General features: G+C 72.8%; 8 protein-coding genes. 7 read left to right on the forward strand and 1 reads right to left on the reverse strand.

Annotated elements, in window-relative coordinates; translation table 11 throughout:
- Nucleotides 1-444: 444 nt before the first annotated feature.
- The 7 genes from fxsT to alaS all read left to right on the forward strand — a co-directional run bounded on the left by fxsT (nt 445) and on the right by alaS (nt 17,213).
- Complete coding sequence (gene fxsT, locus AOM46_RS04010; protein WP_062205604.1) at nt 445-6,288, forward strand: FxSxx-COOH system tetratricopeptide repeat protein; 5,844 nt, start codon at nt 445-447, stop codon at nt 6,286-6,288.
- A 4-nt stretch (nt 6,289-6,292) separates the two neighbouring features.
- The gene (locus AOM46_RS04015; RefSeq protein ID WP_062205608.1) at nt 6,293-7,579 is read left to right on the forward strand and encodes a hypothetical protein; all 1,287 of its coding nucleotides are present in this window, start codon (nt 6,293-6,295) and stop codon (nt 7,577-7,579) included.
- Nucleotides 7,576-8,592 carry a hypothetical protein gene (locus tag AOM46_RS04020; protein WP_062205611.1) on the forward strand — a complete coding sequence of 339 codons (1,017 nt, stop codon included), beginning with the start codon at nt 7,576-7,578 and terminating at the stop codon, nt 8,590-8,592. The genes AOM46_RS04015 and AOM46_RS04020 overlap by 4 nt, the downstream gene beginning before the upstream one ends.
- A gap of 403 nt (nt 8,593-8,995) precedes the next feature.
- The gene (locus AOM46_RS04025; RefSeq protein WP_078856438.1) at nt 8,996-10,846 is read left to right on the forward strand and encodes an ABC transporter ATP-binding protein; all 1,851 of its coding nucleotides are present in this window, start codon (nt 8,996-8,998) and stop codon (nt 10,844-10,846) included.
- Nucleotides 10,843-12,660 (forward strand): ABC transporter ATP-binding protein, encoded by a 1,818-nt coding sequence (locus tag AOM46_RS04030; protein ID WP_067225873.1) that lies wholly within the window; start codon nt 10,843-10,845, stop codon nt 12,658-12,660. The genes AOM46_RS04025 and AOM46_RS04030 overlap by 4 nt, the downstream gene beginning before the upstream one ends.
- Nucleotides 12,657-14,345 carry a condensation domain-containing protein gene (locus AOM46_RS04035; protein ID WP_062205620.1) on the forward strand — a complete coding sequence of 563 codons (1,689 nt, stop codon included), beginning with the start codon at nt 12,657-12,659 and terminating at the stop codon, nt 14,343-14,345. The genes AOM46_RS04030 and AOM46_RS04035 overlap by 4 nt, the downstream gene beginning before the upstream one ends.
- A 198-nt stretch (nt 14,346-14,543) precedes the next feature.
- Nucleotides 14,544-17,213 carry an alanine--tRNA ligase gene (gene alaS / locus AOM46_RS04040; RefSeq protein WP_062206414.1) on the forward strand — a complete coding sequence of 890 codons (2,670 nt, stop codon included), beginning with the start codon at nt 14,544-14,546 and terminating at the stop codon, nt 17,211-17,213.
- An 83-nt stretch (nt 17,214-17,296) separates the two neighbouring features.
- On the opposite strand, the gene AOM46_RS04045 is transcribed toward alaS, so the two are convergent.
- Nucleotides 17,297-18,601 (reverse strand): amidohydrolase family protein, encoded by a 1,305-nt coding sequence (locus AOM46_RS04045; protein ID WP_062205623.1) that lies wholly within the window; start codon nt 18,599-18,601, stop codon nt 17,297-17,299.
- Nucleotides 18,602-18,721 lie beyond the last annotated feature (120 nt).

Genomic DNA, 18,721 nt, shown 5'->3' on the forward strand with positions numbered 1-18,721 from the left:
GTTACGCCGACGGTAAAGCCGCCCTCACCCGATCGCACAGCCACTTTCGGCCGTAACATTTTCGGATTTCGAATGCGTTCGATATCGCCCCGGATTCCCCGACGCCGTTTCTCCGCCTGGCGATTCGGAGCGGCGGGCCGCGCCGCCGGAAAACGTGTTCTGTGTATCCGCCGAAATTACCGGCGCGATATCCGGGCCCGTATCCGTCACCGAACCGGAGCGCCGGGGTGCCGCCCGCACCGCCCGCAGAAATCGTTGCGCCCGACGCCCGACGCCCGACGCCCGACGCCCGCGCGGTGTCGGCCCGTGCCGTGCCGGCCCGCCGGGCGAGAGCGGGGCCGTGCGCCTTGTACCGGCAGTGGCCGGCCGACTATCCTGTGCCACAAGGCGGTTGGGGTCCTGGTTTCGGGTTCGGTGCGAGGACGCGGTAGGGGGCGTGGGCCATTGATCACGGTCGAGCGGTTACGCCAACGCGACGAGGCCCAGCCGGCGGACCACGAGTTCGGCGATGTCCGCCCCACCAGAGCCGACGCCGACACCAGCGGAAACCCGCACCGCGAACAGCGGGTCCAACTGCCCCCCGCCGCCATCCGCGCGGCCGCCGCCATTCACGCCCCCGCCGGGCTCGACAACCTGCCGCCCGAGGCCGCCGACCATGTCGTCGGCCGGATCGACGACCTGCGGCGGGTGCGCGCCGCGCTCACCCGGGGCGAGGGCGTCATCGCCCAGGCCCACGCCCTGCACGGCCTCGGCGGCGTCGGCAAGACCACCCTGGCCCTGCACTACGCGCGCACCCACCGCGCGGACTACACCCTGGTCTGGTGGATCGTCGCCGAGAGCCGGGAGCAGGTGGACGCGGCCCTCGCCGATCTGGCCGCCTCGCTGCACCCCGGCTGGGCCCTCACCGCGCTGCCCAAGCTGCGGACGGAATGGGCGCTGGCCTGGTTACGGTCCCACCGCGACTGGCTGCTGGTCTTCGACAACGCGGAGGACCCGGCCGATCTCAACCCCTACCTCGGCCGGCTCCGTGGCCGCGGGCACCAACTCGTCACCAGCCGCCGCGCGGACGGCTGGCACCGCGACGCGGTGCCGCTGCGGCTCGATGTCCTCTCCCCCTCGCCGGCCGTCGACCTGCTCGGCCAGCTGGCGCTGCCCGACCGCGCGGCCACCGCCGACGAGCTGCGCGAAGCGGCCGCGCTGGCCGCCGAGTTGGGCCATCTGCCGCTGGCCCTCGCCCAGGCCGGCGCCTATCTGCACCAGACGGGCAGCTCGTTCGCCGCCTACCGCGCGCTGCTCGCCGAGATCCCCGAGGCGGTGCTCGACACCGGCGCCGGACGCGCCGAGGCCACCCGCACCATCGCCAGGATCTGGCGCACCACGCTCCGCGCCGTCGACCGCGCCGACCCGATCGCCGTCGCCCTGCTGCACGCCTTGGCCTGGTACGCGCCCGAGGCGGTGCCCAGGGACCTCCTTGCCGAGTCGGCGCCACGGGCCGCCGTCGAACGGGCGCTCGGCGTCCTCGCCGACTACAGCATGATCACCCTCACCGAGCGGACCGTCACGGTGCACCGACTGGTGCAGACCGTGCTGCGGGCCGCCACCGCCGAGGCCGCCGGCGGGCGCGCCCTGGCCGAGCGGGCGCTGGCCGGCGCGCTGCCCGAGGGGCCGCGCGCCGACCGGACGGCGCAGGAGCGCTGGCAGGCGCTGCTGCCGCATATCCAGGCGCTGGCCGCCACCCGCCCCGCCGACGTCCGCCCCAGCGAGCCGACCGTCCGGCTCTACCAGCGCGCCGCCGACGAGTTGACGGCCAGGGACCAGAAGACGCTCGCCGTCACCCTGCTCGAAGCCGTCGCCGACGGCCGTGCGGCGCTGCTCGGCGGCGACCATCCCGAGACCCTGGAGAGCCGTCACACCCTCGCCGAGGTCCAGGCCACCGACGGCGACCCGCAGCGCGCGGTGGCGCTCTGCCGGGAGCTGGTGGCCGCCCGCGCCCGGCTGTTGGGCGCCGACCATCCGGCGACCCTCACCAGCCGCCACACCCTCGCCTTCGCGCTGCGCAAGGCCGAGGACTACCGGCGCGCAGCCGAGGAGTTCGCCGGCCTGGTCGACGACCGCACCCGCGTCCTCGGCGCCGACCACCGCGACACCCTGGACAGCCGCGACGGCCTTGCCTACGCCCGGCAGCTGGCCGGCGAACACCGGCAGGCGGTGGCGGACTTCGAGGCGGTGGTCGCCGAGCGCACCGCACTGTTCGGCGCGGACGACGAGGCGACCCTCGCCAGCCGCAACAGCCTGGCCTACGCCTGCCGTTACGCCGGGGACTACGCCCGCTCCATCGCCCTGTACCGGGAGGCCGTCGCCGACCGCGCCCGGGTGCTGGGCCCCGACCACCCGGACACCCTGACCAGCCGTGGCTGGCTGGCCCACGCCCAACGCGTCGCCGGCGACCACCGCGCGGCCGTCACCGCCTTCGCCGCCATCGTCGGCTACCGGACCCGGGTCCAGGGCGCCGACCATCCCGAGACGCTGAGCAGCAGAACGGATCTGGCCTACGCCCGTCAGGGCGCCGGCGAACCCCGGCGCGCCATCCGGGAGATGGAGCAGCTGGTCGCCGACCGCGTCCGGGTGCAGGGCGCCGACCACCCCGCCACGCTCGACGAGCGGGAGAACCTGGCGAGCGCCTACCGCGCCGCCGGCCACCACACCCGCGCGGTCGAACTCTTCGAGCGGGCCGTGGCCGACCGGGCCCGCGTCCAGGGCCGCGACCATCCGGCCACCCTGGACGCCAGGGACGATCTGGCGCAGGCCCTGCTGGACGCCGGCGACCACCCCCGGGCCATCCGGCTCTTCCAGGCGCTGCTCTCCCAACGCACCCGCGTCCAGGGCACCGACCACTGGGCCACCCTGGACACCAGGGACAGCATCGCCAACGCCTACCGTTCCGCCGGCCACCACGCCCTGGCCATCAGCTGGTACCGGCGGGTGGTGGCCGACTCCGCCCGCGTCCTGGGCCCCGACCACCCCCATACGCTCGGCAGCCGCCGGTCCCTGGCCGCCACCCGACGGCTGGCGTTCCAGGACACGGCGGCCATCGCCGAGTACACGGCGCTGCTGGCCGACCGCGAACGGGCGCGCGGCCCGGAACACCCCGACACCCTGACCGCGCGCCACGATCTGGCCCGCGCCCGCCACGCCGCCCGCGACCACGCCGACGCGGTACGGCAGTTCGAGGAGCTGCTGGCCGACCGGATCCGGCTCCAGGGCCGGGACCACGACGAGACGCTCAACGAACGCTGGTGGCTGGCCCTGGCCTGTGACGGCGCGGGGCAGCACCGGCGGGCCATCACGCTGTACGAGGAGCTGCTGGCCGACCGCCTCCGGGTGCAGGGCCCGGAGCACGCCGAGACGTTGAACACCCGCTCCACCCGGGCCTTCGCCTACCGGCAGGCGGGGGAGCACCGGCGGGCCATCACGCTGTACGAGGAGCTGCTGGCCGACCGCCTCCGGCTCCAGGGCCGTGACCATCCCGAGGTGCTGCGCGCCCAGGAGATCCTGGCCAACGCCTGGTACGCGGCGGGCGACTTCCCGCACGCCGCCGAGCTGTTCGCCGCCGTGGTGACGCGGCGCGTCGAGGTCCAGGGCCCGGACCACGCCGATGTGCTGGACGCCCGGCTCTCCGTCGCCAACAGCTTCCGCAGCGCCGGCCGGTACCGGCCGGCGATCGAGGGGTACGAGGCGCTGCTGGCCGATCTCATGCGGGTCTACGGCGCGGACCACGGGGACACCCTGCTGTGCCGTAACGCCCTCGCCTACGCCCGGCAGTTGGCCGGTGAGCACGCGGCGGCCGTCGCCGAGATGGAGCAGCTGGTCGCCGACCGCACCCGGCTGCTGGGCGCCGACCATGTGCTGACCCTGGTCAGCCGGGCCAATCTGGCCAACGCCCACAACAGCGCGGACGACCACCCACGGGCGGTGGCCGGCTACGAACGGCTGGTCGCCGACGCCGAACGCGCCCTCGGCCCCGACCACCCCCGCACCCTCGGCTACCGCGACGGCCTGGCGGTGGCCTGCCGCGACGCCCGTCAACTCAACCGCGCCATCCGGCTCTACCAGGCGCTGCTGGAGGATCGCCGCCGGGTGCAGGGGCCCGAACACCACGAGACCCTGGACTGCCGGGACCTGCTCGCCGGGGTGCTGCTGCGCGCCGACCGACACCGCGAGGCCGTCGCGGCGTTCGACGCGTTGGTGGCCGACCGGGTCAGGATCCAGGGCCCGCACCACGCCGCGACGCTGATCAGCCGCGCCAACGTGGCCTACGCGTACCAGGAGTGGGGCGACCACCCGCGCGCCGTCGCCAGCTACGAGGCGCTGCTCGCCGACCACCTCGTCGTCCAGGGCCCCGACCACCCCCGGGTGCTGGTCATCCGCCGGTTCCTGGCCAACAGCACCCGGGAGGCGGGCGACTACCGGCGGGCGATCGAGGGGTACGAGGAGCTGCTGGCCGATCTGACGCGGGTCTACGGCGCGGACCACGACGACACCCTGCTGTGCCGTAACGCCCTCGCCTACACCCGGCAGTTGGCCGGCCAGTACGCGGTGGCGGTGGCCGAGATGGAGCGGCTGGTCGCCGACCGCGAACGCCTCCAGGGCCCCGGGCACACGGCGACCCTGGTGAGCCGCGCGAACCTGGCGCTGGCCTGCCGGGAGGCCGGCGACCATCCGCGGGCCCTGGCGCTCTACGAGCGGCTGGTCGCCGACCTGACCCTGACCCTCGGCCCCGACCACCCCACCACGCTGGACTACCGGCGCAGCCTCGCCTACGCCCACGGGGACGCCCGCGACCACCACCGGGCCCTCGCCCTGCGCGAGGAGCTGGCCGAGGACACCGAGCGGCTGCTCGGCCCGGAGCACCCCGACACGTTCGGCGCCCGCAACTGGGTGGCCTTCGAAACGCGCGAGACCGGCGACCTCGCCGGCGCCCTGGCCCTCTTCGAGGCGCTGCTGGCCGATACCACCCGGGTGCAGGGCGCCGACCATGTCGACACCCTCGCCTGCCGCAACCTGCTCGCCTTCACCCGGCAGGTGAACGGTGAGCACGCGGTGGCGGTGGCCGAGATGGAGCGGCTGGTCGCCGACCGCGAACGCGTCCAGGGCCGGGACCATCCGGCCACCCTGGTCGGCCGGGACAACCTGGCGCAGGCCTGCCGCGCCGCCGGCGACCACGCGCGGGCCGTGGCGCTCTACGAGGAGTTGGCCACCGACCGCGAACGCGTCCAGGGCCCCGACCACGAGGACACCCTGGACACCCGCAGCGCCGGAGCGCTGGCCGTCATCGCGCTGGGCCGCGCCCGGGAGGCGGTGGACCGCTGCGCGACGCTGGTCGCCGACCACGAACGGGCGTTGGGCGCCGACCACCCCGAGACCCTGGCCAGCCGCGAACGCCTGGCCTACGCCTGGCTGCGCGCCGGCGAGCCACGACGGGCGATCGCGCTCTTCGAGGCCGTCGTCGCCGACCGCGCCCGCATCGTCGGCCTCGGCCTCCCCGACACCGCCGACGAGGTCGCCGCCGTCCACCGCGGGGGCCGGGCCGCGCTGCCGACCATCGACTGCTATCTGCGGCCCTTCCAGGACCGCACCCACCCCACCGCGATCGACGCGCTGGCCGAGGCCCATGGCGCGGCCGGCGACCCGGAGCGCGCCGAGACGCTGCTCGCCGCCGTCGCCGACGGGCGCGGCCAACTGCTGGGCGCCCACAGCCTGCGCACCCTGGAGAGCCGCACCGGCGCCGTGCTGGCCCGCGCCGCCCGCGAGCCGCGCAGCGCCGCCCGGGCCGCGGCGCGGCTGCTCGCCGACTGGGAGCGGGCGTTCGGCCCCGGCCATCCCCGGGTGCGGGACGCCCGCCGGCGGCTGCTGGCGTCGCGCCCGTCCTGGACACCCCGGCTGACGCTGCTCGCCGACGAGGTGTGCCCGGGGGAGTCCGTCACCATCGAGCTGGGCCTGGAACGCGCCGGCCCGCCGGCGGACGGCGAGGCGCCGCTCCCACTGCTGCTGGTGGTGGCCGCTTCCCGCTCGGCGGCCTCCGTCGAACCACAGGTCGCCGAGTACACGGCCGGCGAGAAGCCGGCGGTCTTCACCTTCACCGCCCGGGAACCAGGGACCCACCGGCTGCGGTTCACCGTGTACGACCGGGAGTTCGGCGTCGTCCTCCAGGACCTGGAGACCAGCATCGACGTAGCGGCCGACGCCGCGTCCCCGGCCGCCGACCGGCCGGGCGCGGGGAGGAACTGATTAGGTGTCAAGAGAGCTGACCGTGGACATCGTCCACAATCCGTCGTCCGACTTCTCGCTGCTTCCGCCGCGCGCGAGTGACCCGGAGGGGCGCCTGCGGATGCGGGAGCCGCTGGACCTGGTGGTGATGCTCCGCCAACACAGCCCCGACCGGCTGCATATCGCGGCCTTCGCACACGGGCAGCGCACCCCGAGGAACGGCACCCCCAACGCGTATCTCACCGTGACGGCCGGCGAGATCCTGCGGTCGGCGGCGCGGCTGCGCTCCATCTGGCGCGACCAACTGGTCCGCCACCAGCCGCTGGACGCCGACGGCATGCCCCTGGGCGGCTATCCGTTCAGCGAGGCCGTCGACCTCTCCGCCCACGTCGACAGCGCCTGCCGGCTCACCGGGAACCTGGTCGAGGAGGGCCACTACTTCCTGGAGGAGAAGCTGCTCGCCGGCACCGACCGGCAGATCAGCGGGTTCCGCGCGTTCCTGCTCGACCTGCTGGCCGGCGAGGAACGGATGCGCGTCTCCTTCGACTCGGACCTCCATCTGCCGTGGCCGATGCTGGCCGTGCGGCTGCCCGACGGGCAGGATCCCCGGCACGGCTTCCTCGGCTACCGGCACCAGATCGAGCAGACCGGCGCCTCCGCCTACGCGCCGGCCCAGGTGGACGCCAACATCCGCGCGGTCCCCGTCACCAGCCTCAACACGGACTCCACGCTGGACGGGGTCGGCCGGGCCCGCGACGTCTACAAGCTGCTCAACAAACGGACCCGACTCACCGTGCGCACCCGCTCCGAGCCCCTGCTGGAGGCCCTGTCCGAGCCCGTCCTCGACGAGGACGTCATGTACTTCTGGTGCCACGGCGCCTTCGTCGACAACGGCTCCCCCCATCCGCACCTGGCCGTCCGGCTCTCCGACGGCCTGCCCATCGACGCCGATCTGGTGGAGCGCAAACGCAGCCTTCACCATGGCTCGACCGACGCGCACTTCCGCCCCTTCGTGTTGCTCAACGCCTGCCACACCGGCCAGACCTCGCCCGAGCCAGGGCTGAAACACCTCGGCGGCGCGCTGGTCAAACTCGGCGCCGACGGGGTCCTCGGGCCGCAGATCGAGATACCCCAACTCTTCGCCTCCGAGTACGCGTTGGCCTTTCTGGAGCACTATCTGTGCGGCTCGGACACCGCCGGCGAGATCGCCATGAGGCTGGTCCGCCGGTTTGTCGACGACCACCACAACCCGCTGGCCCTGACGTACTCCGTCTACTGCGGTATCGACAGCAGGCTGGAGACCACCGGTTGACGCCCACCGTGGTCCATCTCGACGAGCGGGGGCGGCTGCGCCCGGCCGGCGCCTCGGCGCCCGTGCCGCGGGACCGGATCGCCGAACATCTCGACCGCACGCTCCGGGTGCCGGAGCGCGCCACCGACCTCTATGTCTATGTCCACGGCTGGCAGACCCCGCCCCGCGCCGCCCTGCGCAGCGCCGGCCGACTGCTCGACTCCGCACGGGAGTTGGCCGCCGCCGCGCCCGGCGACTATCCGGGGCTCGCGGGCGGCTACCGCCCCTGGTGCGTCGTCGTCTGCTGGCCGTCGTCCAGCGCGCCGACGCCCGCCGGCTACCGCCGGGTCCGCGACCGGGCCCATGCGATGAGCGCGCCCGGGGTCGGCCAGGCCGCGCATGTGCTCGGCTATCTGCTGGGGTATCTGGACGCCCACCGGGTGAGCCCCGACGATCCGGCGGTGCTCACCAACCGTGCCGGGCAGTATCTCCATCTCGTCGGCCACTCCTTCGGCGGCCGGTTCCTGTGCGAGGCGGCCCAGTGGGCGGCCGATCCGGGGCGGGCGCCACGGGTGCTCGGCTGGAGCAACCCGGTCGACCCCCGGCGCCCGTTCACCGTGGACAGCTCGCTGATCTTCCAGATGGCCGCCCCCAGAAACAGCTTCACCACCCGCTTCCCCGCGCTCTTCGCCGGCGACGGGCGGTTGACGGCCCCGCTGCGCGGCCCGCTGGTCCTCACCTACTCCCGCTGGGACCGGGCCACCGGCTTCTGGCATCTGCGGGCCGAGGGCGCCGCCGGCATCGGGCACTCCGGCGTCGGTGCGGCCCCCGTCCCGCAGTTCACCACCCGGCTCAGGCCCCCGGGGGACCCGTACCCGCGCCGGCTGCTCGACCACCGGATCGTCAATGTCGACGCCAGCGGACGTTTCCGGGGCGGCCGGGTGAGCCGGCTGCTGCCCGCCGGGGCGCACTCCGACTTCCATCACCCGGACTCCGCCCATCTGCTGCTGAGCCTCGCCGCGCTCTCCCGTTGAGCCCGGTCCCGTGGTCGGTCGCCGTGCCGGCCCGACGCCGCCACGGGGTGGCCCGGTTCGGTCGCGGACGCGAATAACTCCGGCTGGTCGGCCTCGTCCGAGCCGTTCCGGTACCCGATCGGACCGCGCCCGGCGGTGAGCGCCCCCACCATGCCGCCGCTCCCTCCTCGCACTCCGCCGGGCCCGGACGCAAGCATTCCCCATTGTGAACACCGCCAACGGTCTTGTCCGACCAGTCCGTTCCCGGGCCCGCCGGGTCCAACCGCCGGCGGCGGCAGCCGGTGGACGCGCGCGCCGGTTGTCCCGTGTCGACATTGATTGACGTCCCGAGAGGCGAGGCGGCAGGGTCTGGGGATTCCGGCGAAGCGCTCTCTCCCGGATACCGACTGAGAGGTCCCACGTGATGCTCACAGGGATGGGCAACTGGCGGTTGCTCCGTCCGTTGGCGCAGGTCTCCCGACCGCGGTTGTTCCTGCTCACGGCGGTGATGCTCGTTCGCTCGACCGCACCGGTCGGCGCGAGCCTGGCCACCATGCTGGTCGTCTCGGACATCTCCGCCGCCGAGGACCGGAGCGGATGGGCGCTGCTGGTGCCGGTCGGCGCGCTGGCGGGCTGCCTGCTGATCGCGCAACTGTCACAACTCCTCATCGAGCCCGCTCAGTTCGCGGTGCGAAGGGAGATCGACGGTCGCCATCGCCGGGAGGTCGGCCGGGTCGCGCTGGCCGCCGGACTGTCCCGGCTGGAGGACCCGGCGGTCCGCGACGATCTCCAGCTGGCCGCCGCCGAACCCGCCAACTGGACCGAGCGCACCCCGGGCGCGGCGGCGTGCGCGCAACTGCTCTGGGTGACCAAGTGGGTGGGCGCGCTGTGCGCCGCCGGGGTGGTCGGTCGCCACAGCCTGCCGATCGCCGTGTGCCTGCTCGCCGTCCTGGCCGCGCAGAACACGCTGATGTCCCGTCAGTGGTACCGGATGGTCCAGGTCTGGGCCGGGGGCGCGCGCCATCTGCGCCGGGCCGCCTACCTCACCGGTGTGACGACCGACGCCCCCAGCGCCAAGGAGGTCCGGCTCCACGGGTTCGCGCCGTGGATGATCGGCCGGTACCGCGAGTCGGTCGGAGAGCATCTGGGCCCCTACCGGAAGGCGAAGTTCTCGCTGCTGCGCAAGCAGTGGTTCCCGTTCGCCGCGGTCTCGCTCACGATGGTTTGGACGCTCGACTCCCTGGCCGGCGAGGCGCAGTCGGGGCAGATGGACGCGGCGGCGCTGAGCGCGGCCGTGGTCGCCGCCTGGCTGCTGTTCAACATCGGTGCGAGTGGCCCCGAGATCCTCGACATCGAGGGCGGAAAGGTTCCCGCCGCCGCCCTCGCCCGGGTGCGCGCCTCGGTGCGGCCCGCCGTGACCTCCCCGAAGGCGGCGCCCGGCACGGCCGGGGCGCGGGCCGAGCCGCCGGAGATCCGGTTCGGGGACGTGCGGTTCACCTACCCGGGCCACACCCGGGAGGTGCTGCGGGGACTCGACCTGCGCCTGGCACCCGGCGAGACTGTGGCGATCGTCGGCCTCAACGGAGCGGGGAAGAGCACCCTGATCAAACTCCTGGCCGGGCTCTACGAGCCCACCTCGGGGACCATCCGCGTCGACGGCGCCCGGCGGGGCCAGGGGCCGGACGACGACTGGTACCGCGATGTGGCCGTGGTGTTCCAGGACTTCATCCACTACGGCATGTCGTTGAAGGACAACATCGCGATCGGAGCCTCCCGGCAGGGCGTGACCGGCGCCGCGCTGGACGCGGTCTGGCGCCGGGCGGCGGCCGACATGGGCCTGGACGATATCGCCGCCCGGCTGCCGGACGGCTGGGACACCCGGGTCTCGGCCTCGTTGCCCGGTGGCGTCGACCTCTCCGGAGGCCAGTGGCAGCGGGTCGCGCTCGCCCGCGCCCTGTGCGCGATGCACGCGGGCGCCCGGGTGCTGGTCCTCGACGAGCCGACCGCCCATCTCGACGTCCGCACGGAGTGGGACCTGTTCCACAGTCTGCTCAAGGTCACCGAGGGCATGTCGGTCGTGATCGTCTCGCACCGGCTGTCCACGGTCCGCAGCGCCGACCGCATCGTCCTGCTGGAGGGCGGGCGGATCGTGGAGAACGGCAGCCACACCGAACTCATGGCCCGGCGGGGCCGGTACCACGAACTGTTCCAGTTGCAGGCCGAGCGGTTCACCGACGGTGGCGAGCCCGCTCTCCGGAAAGGCGGCCGCCCATGACACCGCGACAACGCCGGCGCGGCGGAACCCCCCGGGTGTGGCTCGCGCTCCTGCTCCGCTCCTGGCGCCTCGACCGGTGGACGACCGCCGGCGTCCTGTTGCTGATGGTCGCCGACGCCGCCGCCCTGACGGTGAGCGGGCTGAGCCTGCGTGAGCTGGTCGACCGGGCACTGGGCGATGCCGAGCAGAACGTCACACCCCCCGCCGTCGCGGCCGGCGTCTCCTTCGCGGCGATCCTGGTGATCAGCCGGGTCCAGCAGGAACTGCGGCTCGACCTCGCCGACCGGGTCGGCATGCTGGAGGTCGACAGCGAGGTACAGCGGTTCGTCAGCGGCCTGGAGACCATCGAACACCTGGAACGCCCCGCATACCTGGACCGGATCAACCGGCTGCGGGGCCGGGGGCAGTTGATGGCGGAGAGCAGCTGGGGCGTGCTCGACGCGCTGTCCAGCACCGCCAGGGTCCTTGTCACCCTGGGACTGCTGGCCACCGTCCAGCCCGCGCTGCTCCTGCTCGTCCTGCTCGCGGTCCCGGCGCTGCTGCTCAACCGGGCCGGCCAGCGCACCGTACGGCAGGCCGCGGGCACCGCCTCCGGCGACGACCGGGTGGAGCGGGAGCTGTTCGACCTGACCGTCGGCTCCGGCCCCGGCAAGGAACTGCGGGTCTTCGGGTCGGGCGACTGGATCGCCGGTCTCGCCGACCGGGCATGGCAGCGCTCGTCCCGGATCGGCGCCGGGGCGCGCTGGAAGGCCGCCCTGCTGGGCGGCATCGGCTGGACCGTCTTCACCCTCGGCTTCGCCGGCGCCCTCGGCGTCGTGACCTGGCAGGTGTCCCGGGGCAGGGGCTCGGTGGGCGACGTGGTGCTGCTGGTCACCCTCGCCGGCACGCTGCGGGTGCAGTTCGAACGGCTCGCCTACAGCATGAGCAGGATCATGGCGGGGCTGGTCGCCGTGGAGGCGTACCTGTGGCTGCGCGACTACGCGCGGACGCGCGGCCGGGGGCCGGCCGATCCGGTCCCGGTGCCGCCGCGGCTGGACCGGGGCCTACGCCTGGACCGGGTCGGCTTCGCCTATCCGGGCACCACCCGCGACGTCCTGCGCGACATCACCGTGGACCTGCCGGCGGGGGCGATGGTGGCCCTGGTCGGTGAACACGGCTCCGGCAAGACCACCCTGGTCAAGCTCCTGTGCGGGCTCTACCCACCGGACTCGGGGGAGATCACCGTCGACGGCGTGCCGATGTCGGCGATGAGCGCGACCGAGTGGCGGGCGGCCTGCTCCGGCGCCTTCCAGGACTTCGGGCGCTACGAGCTGACGCTGGGTGAGGCCGTCGGAATCGGCGACCCCGACCGGATGGGCGACCGCGACCTGATCACGGCGTCCCTGGACGAGGCCGAGGGCGGCTCGCTGGTGCGGACCCTGCCCCTGGGCCTGGACTCCCCGCTCGGGCCGGGCGCGACCGAACTGTCCGAGGGCCAGTGGCAGCGGGTGGCGCTCGCCCGCGCGGCGATGCGCCACCACCCCCTGCTGCTCCTGCTCGACGAGCCCACCGCCTCGCTCGACCCGCCCACGGAGCACGCCGTCTTCACCCGCCACGCCCGGATCGCCCGCGACCTGGGTGCCGCGACCGGGGCGGTGACCCTGGTCGTCACCCATCGCTTCACCACGGTGCGGATGGCCGACCTGATCCTGGTGCTGCGCGACGGGGAGATCGTCGAGTCGGGCGACCACACCTCGCTGGTCGGCGCCGACGGCCTGTACGCGGAGCTGTACCGCCTCCAGGAGTCCGCCTACGCTACGGAAGGTCCCTCATGACGTATCCCACCGACTATCCGACCGTGACCGTCGCGGTGTCCGACCTCCGTAGCGGCACGGGGCCGCTGACCTGGGGGCAGCACGCCATCATGAGCCTCCTCGACCTGCTGGGGGAGGACGCCCACACCAGCAACGTCAGCGCCTGGGAACCCTGCGAACCGGGCACCGGGACGGCCGCCGCGCTGGCGGTCATCAAGGGGCTGCTGACCCGGTACGAAACGTTGCGCACGCGGTTCCCGCAGCTCGGGGAGGAGCGCGTGCAACTCCTCGACGGCGACGGATCCGTCGAGGTCGAGATCGTGCCCGCCGAGGGCGAGGAAGCGGCCGTCATCGCACGCCGCGAACGGTCCCGGCTCCGGGAGACCCGCTTCGACCTGGTCGAGGGCTGGCCGGTGCGGTTCGCCGTCGTCACCGAGGGCGACACGGCGCTGGCCGTGGTCTTCGCCTGCTCGCACGCGGTGGCCGACCTGTGGGGAGCCAGGGCCCTGCGGCCGGTGCTCGCCCGCCCGGACGCCGGAGCCGAGTCGACCCAACAGCCCCTGGACCGGGCGGCCTTCGAGAACTCCCCCGCCGGTGACCTCGTCAACCAGCGCTCCCTGGCCCACTGGCGGCAGCAGCTGACCAGGATGCCCCGCACGCTCTTCCCGAACGCCCCGCTGCCCCCGCACGAGGGCAAGCGCTTCTGGTACGGCTCGTTCGAGTCCCCGGCGATGGACGCCGCGCTGTCCGCGCTCGCCGCGCGCTACCGGGTCAGCAGCTCCACCGTCCTGTTCGCCGCCACCTCGGCGGTGCTGGCCAGGAACGCCGGGGTGGAGTCGTGCCCGCTCGGCGTGGTGTCCGCCAACCGGGCCGGGGCGCGGAACTCGGTCAGCACGCTCTCGCAACTGAGCCTGATCACCCTGCCGGTCGGCGAGCGGCCGCTGCCCGACCTGGTCAGGGCGGCGATGGCGGCCAACCTTGAGGCGTACCGACACGGCGCGTACGACCCGCGCAGCCGTGACGCCCTGTTGGCCGAGGTCTCCCACACCCGTGGCCTGCCCATCGACATGGCGCTGTGGCTCAACGACCTGCGCACCCCCGGTCCCGGCCAGGCCGGCAACGGACCGGGGCAGCTGGAGCTCGGCAGCATGCGCTGGAAGGACGCCAACGACGAGGGGGACTCCACGTTCTATGTGTTCGTCGAGGACTGGAGCGGCTGCCTGTCGCTCTACGTCATGCACGACACCTTCTATCTGCCGCCCAGGACCGGTGAGTTGCTCCTCGGCGACCTGGAGCGACTGCTCGTGGACGAGGCGGGGAACGAGCTGCCGTCCGGTCGACCCGTCCAGGTGCCGACCACCGCGTCCTGGCGGCCGCGCGGGACGGACTGGCAGCTGGTGGACTCCTCCTGGATACGGCTGCGGGACGTCCGGGCGCTGCTGCAGGGCATCGGGGACTGGTCCGCCGTCGGCGTCTTCCTGGAGACCTCGCAGGATGGCACCGACTCCCTTGTCGCCCGCCTGACGCCGAAGACGGAAGCCGTTTCGCCGGCCGACCTCCACACGGCCTGCATGGCGGCGCTGCCGGAGTACCGGTCGGCCATCGCGCCCCACCGCTATGTCGTCCATGCCACCGCCCCGGCGGACGAGGCGGACGAGGCGGACTGGCAACGCCAGCCGGTCCTCCACGAAGGGGACGGCCGCTAGTACTTCAGCCGCGGTTCGCCGTCTCCGTCGCACCGCCTCGCGCCGACCGGAGGGCCGACCCCGTTCGCAAGACCCCGCACGAGGCTCCGCGGCTAGACTGCACAACGGCACATGAGGACGTGTCACACACGACGGAAAGCCACGAGGAAGCCGGGCGAACTCCAGGGATCGTTCGGCGACATGGAAGGACGAATGCTGATGAGGTCGGCGGAGATCCGCAAACGCTGGCTCGGGTTTTTCGAGGAGCGCGGGCATACGGTCGTGCCTTCGGCATCGCTGATCGCGGACGATCCGACCCTGCTGCTGGTGCCCGCGGGCATGGTGCCTTTCAAGCCGTACTTCCTCGGCCAGGAACAGCCGTCCTTCCGGCGGGCCACCAGCATCCAGAAATGCGTGCGCACCCCGGATATCGACGAGGTCGGAAAGACCACGCGCCATGCCACGTTCTTCCAGATGTGCGGCAATTTCTCGTTCGGGGACTACTTCAAGAAGGAAGCGATCACCAGCGCCTGGGAGTTGCTGACCGCCCCGCAGGACGCGGGCGGCTACGGCATGGATCCCGAGCGGTTGTGGGTGACCGTCTTCCACGAGGACTCCGAGGCCGAGGCGATCTGGCGCGATGTCGTCGGGGTCCGGCCGGAGCGCATCCAACGCCTCGGCATGGGACCGAACTTCTGGTCCATGGACGTGCCGGGACCGTGTGGGCCCGCCTCCGAGATCTGCTACGACCGCGGCCCCGAGTACGGCCCCGAAGGCGGCCCGGCCGTCAACGAGGAGCGCTACATCGAACTGTGGAACCTCGTGTTCATGCAGTACGAACGAGGCGAGGGGACCGGAAAGGAGGACTTCGAGATCCTCGGGGAGTTGCCCGCGAAGAACATCGACACCGGTCTCGGCCTTGAGCGGCTGGCGATGATCCTGCAGGGCGTCAACAACATCTTCGAGATCGACACCTCGCGTGCCGTCATCGACAGGGCGACCGAGCTGACCGGAGTCGCCTACGGCACCGATCCGAAATCGGATGTCTCGCTCCGTATCGTTTCGGACCATATGCGGGCGTCCGTCATGCTCGTCGGCGACGGAGTCACGCCCGGCAACGAGGGCCGCGGCTATGTGCTGCGCCGCATTCTGCGCCGCGCCATCCGCAATATGCGACTGCTCGGCTCCACCGGGCCGGTGGCCAAATCGCTGATCGACACCGTCCTCGACGTCATGGGTGAGCAGTACCCCGAACTCCTCGAAGACCGCGCGCGTATCGAAATCGTGATTCTGGCGGAAGAGGAAGCTTTTCTGCGGACCCTGAGAACCGGCACCGCGATGCTGGACGAGGCGGTTGCCGAGACCCGTCGCGGCGGTTCCTCCGTCCTGGGCGGCAGCCAGGCCTTCATGCTGCACGACACCTACGGCTTCCCCATCGACCTGACCCTGGAAATGGCGGCCGAGCAGGGCCTGCGGGTCGACGAGGCGGGTTTCCGGCAGCTCATGAAGCAGCAGCGGGACCGGGCCAAGGCCGACGCCCGGGCCAAGAAGTCCGGCCACGCCGACCTCTCCGCCTACCGGGAGGTCGCGGACCGCGCCGGCGCCGTCGAGTTCACCGGATACGAGTTGATGGAGGACGAGGCATCCGTCGTCGGCCTGCTGGTCGGCGGCGTTCCCTCGCCCGCGGCGTCCGAGGGCGACGACGTCGAGATCGTCCTGAGCCGGACGCCCTTCTACGCCGAGGGCGGCGGCCAGTTGGCCGACCACGGCCGCATCCGGACCCAGGCGGGCGCGACCGTCACCGTTCACGACGTGCAACAGCCGGTTCCCGGCGTCCTGGTGCACTCGGGGACGGTGCTGGTCGGCGAGGTCACTCTCGGCTCGACGGCGCTCGCCACGGTCGACGTCGAACGCCGCCGTGCCGTGTCCCGCGCGCATTCGGCGACCCATCTGACGCACCAGGCCCTGCGCGTCGCGCTCGGCCCGTCGGCCGCGCAGGCCGGCTCGGAGAACTCCCCCGGGCGGTTCCGCTTCGACTTCGCCTCACCGTCCGCGGTGCCCCACTCCGTGCTGGCGGACGTCGAGCAGGAGATCAACGAGGTGCTGTCCCGCGAGCTGGAGGTGACCGCCGCGGTGATGACCATGGACGAGGCCCGCAAGCAGGGCGCCGTCGCGATGTTCGGCGAGAAGTACGGCGACCAGGTGCGCGTCGTCACCATCGGCGACTACTCCAAGGAGCTGTGCGGCGGCACGCACGTCCGCAACACCGCACAGCTCGGCCTGGTGAAGCTGATGAGCGAATCGTCCATCGGCGCCGGCGTGCGGCGGGTCGAGGCACTGGTCGGCGTGGACGCGTACCGCTTCCTGGCCCGCGAGCACACGCTGGTGAGGCAGTTGACCGACCTGGTCAAGGGCAAGCCGGAGGAACTGCCGGAGAAGATCGCCGGCATGATCACCCGGATCCGGGACGCGGAAAAGGAGATCGACCGCTTCCGGCTGGACAACCTCATGCAGTCGAGCCCGTCGCTGGCGGGCTCCGCCGAGCAGGTGGGCGGCGTCGCACTGGTCGCCGCGAAGGTGGGCGACGGCATCGCGATGGACGATCTGCGACGGCTGGCACGGGATGTGTGCGGGCGGCTCCCGTCCCCGGAGGCCGTGGTCGCCCTGTTCTCCGTCAAGGACGACCGCCCGCTGTGTGTGGTCGCGGTGAACGAGAAGGCTCAGGCCGGCGGGTTGAAGGCCGGCGAGCTGATCCGTACCGGGATGGCGGTCCTCGGGGGGCGCGGAGGCGGCAAGGACAGCGTGGCGCAGGGAGCGGGCACCGACGCGGCCGCCGTGGACCGGGCCATCGCCGCGGTGCGCGGGGCCGTTGCCGCGCACGGTTCGTAGCGGGGGCTGGAGAACGCACCTCCCGGAGTCGACATGCGGGCCGCGGACCCCAGGGTCACGGCCCGCACGTCGACCCCGGCTTCTCAGTCCGGTGCCGCGAGCAACGACAGTTCCCCCAGGCCGGCTTCCCGAGCCAGGCAGCGGGCCAGCTCGCGCGATTCGCCGACCAGGGCGGGCACGTCGACGCCCAGCAGCTCCCCGTCGCCGACCCGCCGCCGTCCACCCACCCAGACGTCCTTCACCTCGCGGGGGCCCGCGCAGTAGACGATCGCCTGGAACGGGTCGTGGACATTGGCGAGGGCCGGCGAGTCGCCGTCGAAGACGACCAGGTCGGCGGCCTTTCCGGGTTCGAGCGAGCCGACCAGGGGGTCGAGACGCAGCGCGGCGGCGCCCTCGACGGTCGCCATGCGGAGAGCCGCGCGCGCGGTCAACGCGGCCGGATCGAGCTGATCCAGTCGCTGCAGCAGAACGCCGGTCTTGATCGCTTCCAGCATGTCCTGGCGGTCGTTGCTGGCCGGGCCGTCGACGCCGAGCCCGACCTTGATCCCACTGCCGCGCAGCCGTGGGACCGGACACACCCCGGACGCGAGGATCATGTTCGACACCGGGTTGTACGCCACGCCGACGCCGTGCGACGCCAGGAGACGGATGTCGTCGTCCGAGAGCCAGACGCAGTGCGCGGCCAGTGTCGGCGCTTCGAACAGCCCGTGCCGCGCGCAGTACGCGATCGGGCTCATCTGCCGGGACTCCCGGATGTGTTCGATCTCCTCCCGCGACTCGTGCAGGTGGATGTGGACCCCGTCCCCGTGCGATGACGCGAGATCGACCGACCGCGCGAACAGGGACGGCGCCTGCGCGGCCACCGTCGCGATACCGACGCGGAACCGGCACAGCGAACTGCCGGCCGCGGCCTCACGCAGCGCGGCATGCTCGGCGAGGACATCCTCAACGGCGGTCCCCGACCGTCGATCACTCGCGCCGTAGGAGACGACGCCCCTCAGCCCCAGCTCCTCCAGACCCTGGACGACCCCCGGTGTGACGGGAGTTGCCCTCGGGTCGCAGACGAACATGTCGTTCGTCAGCGTGATCCCGGTCCTGAGCATCTGAACACCGCCGAGCAGTGTGCCGATATAGGCGCTTTCCCGGTCGAGACGGGGAGCGACGGCGTCGATCAGGGTACGCAGCCAGTCACCGAGCGCGTACTCCTCCGCGATTCCCGTCACCAGGGCCTCGGAGAAGTGCCCGTGCGTGTTGACGAATCCGGGGGTGACGATATCGGCGGGCCCGCCGAGCACGGCGCAGCCGGGAAACCTGCCGGAGAGATCGGCGAACGTCCCGACGTCCGTGATCGTGTCGCCCACCACGCGCACGGCGCCGTCCGGGATCATCTCGGGTTCGGACGAGGTGAGGACGTATCCGCCACGGACCAGGAAACCGGCATCCGGTTGACGGAAAGGGGCATCGATTTCCGAAGCCCCCTCCGAAGTCCTTTCCGAGATTCCCTTCGA

It is taken from the genome of Streptomyces sp. NBRC 109706 (assembly GCF_000974485.1).
GTDB lineage: Bacteria > Actinomycetota > Actinomycetes > Streptomycetales > Streptomycetaceae > Streptomyces.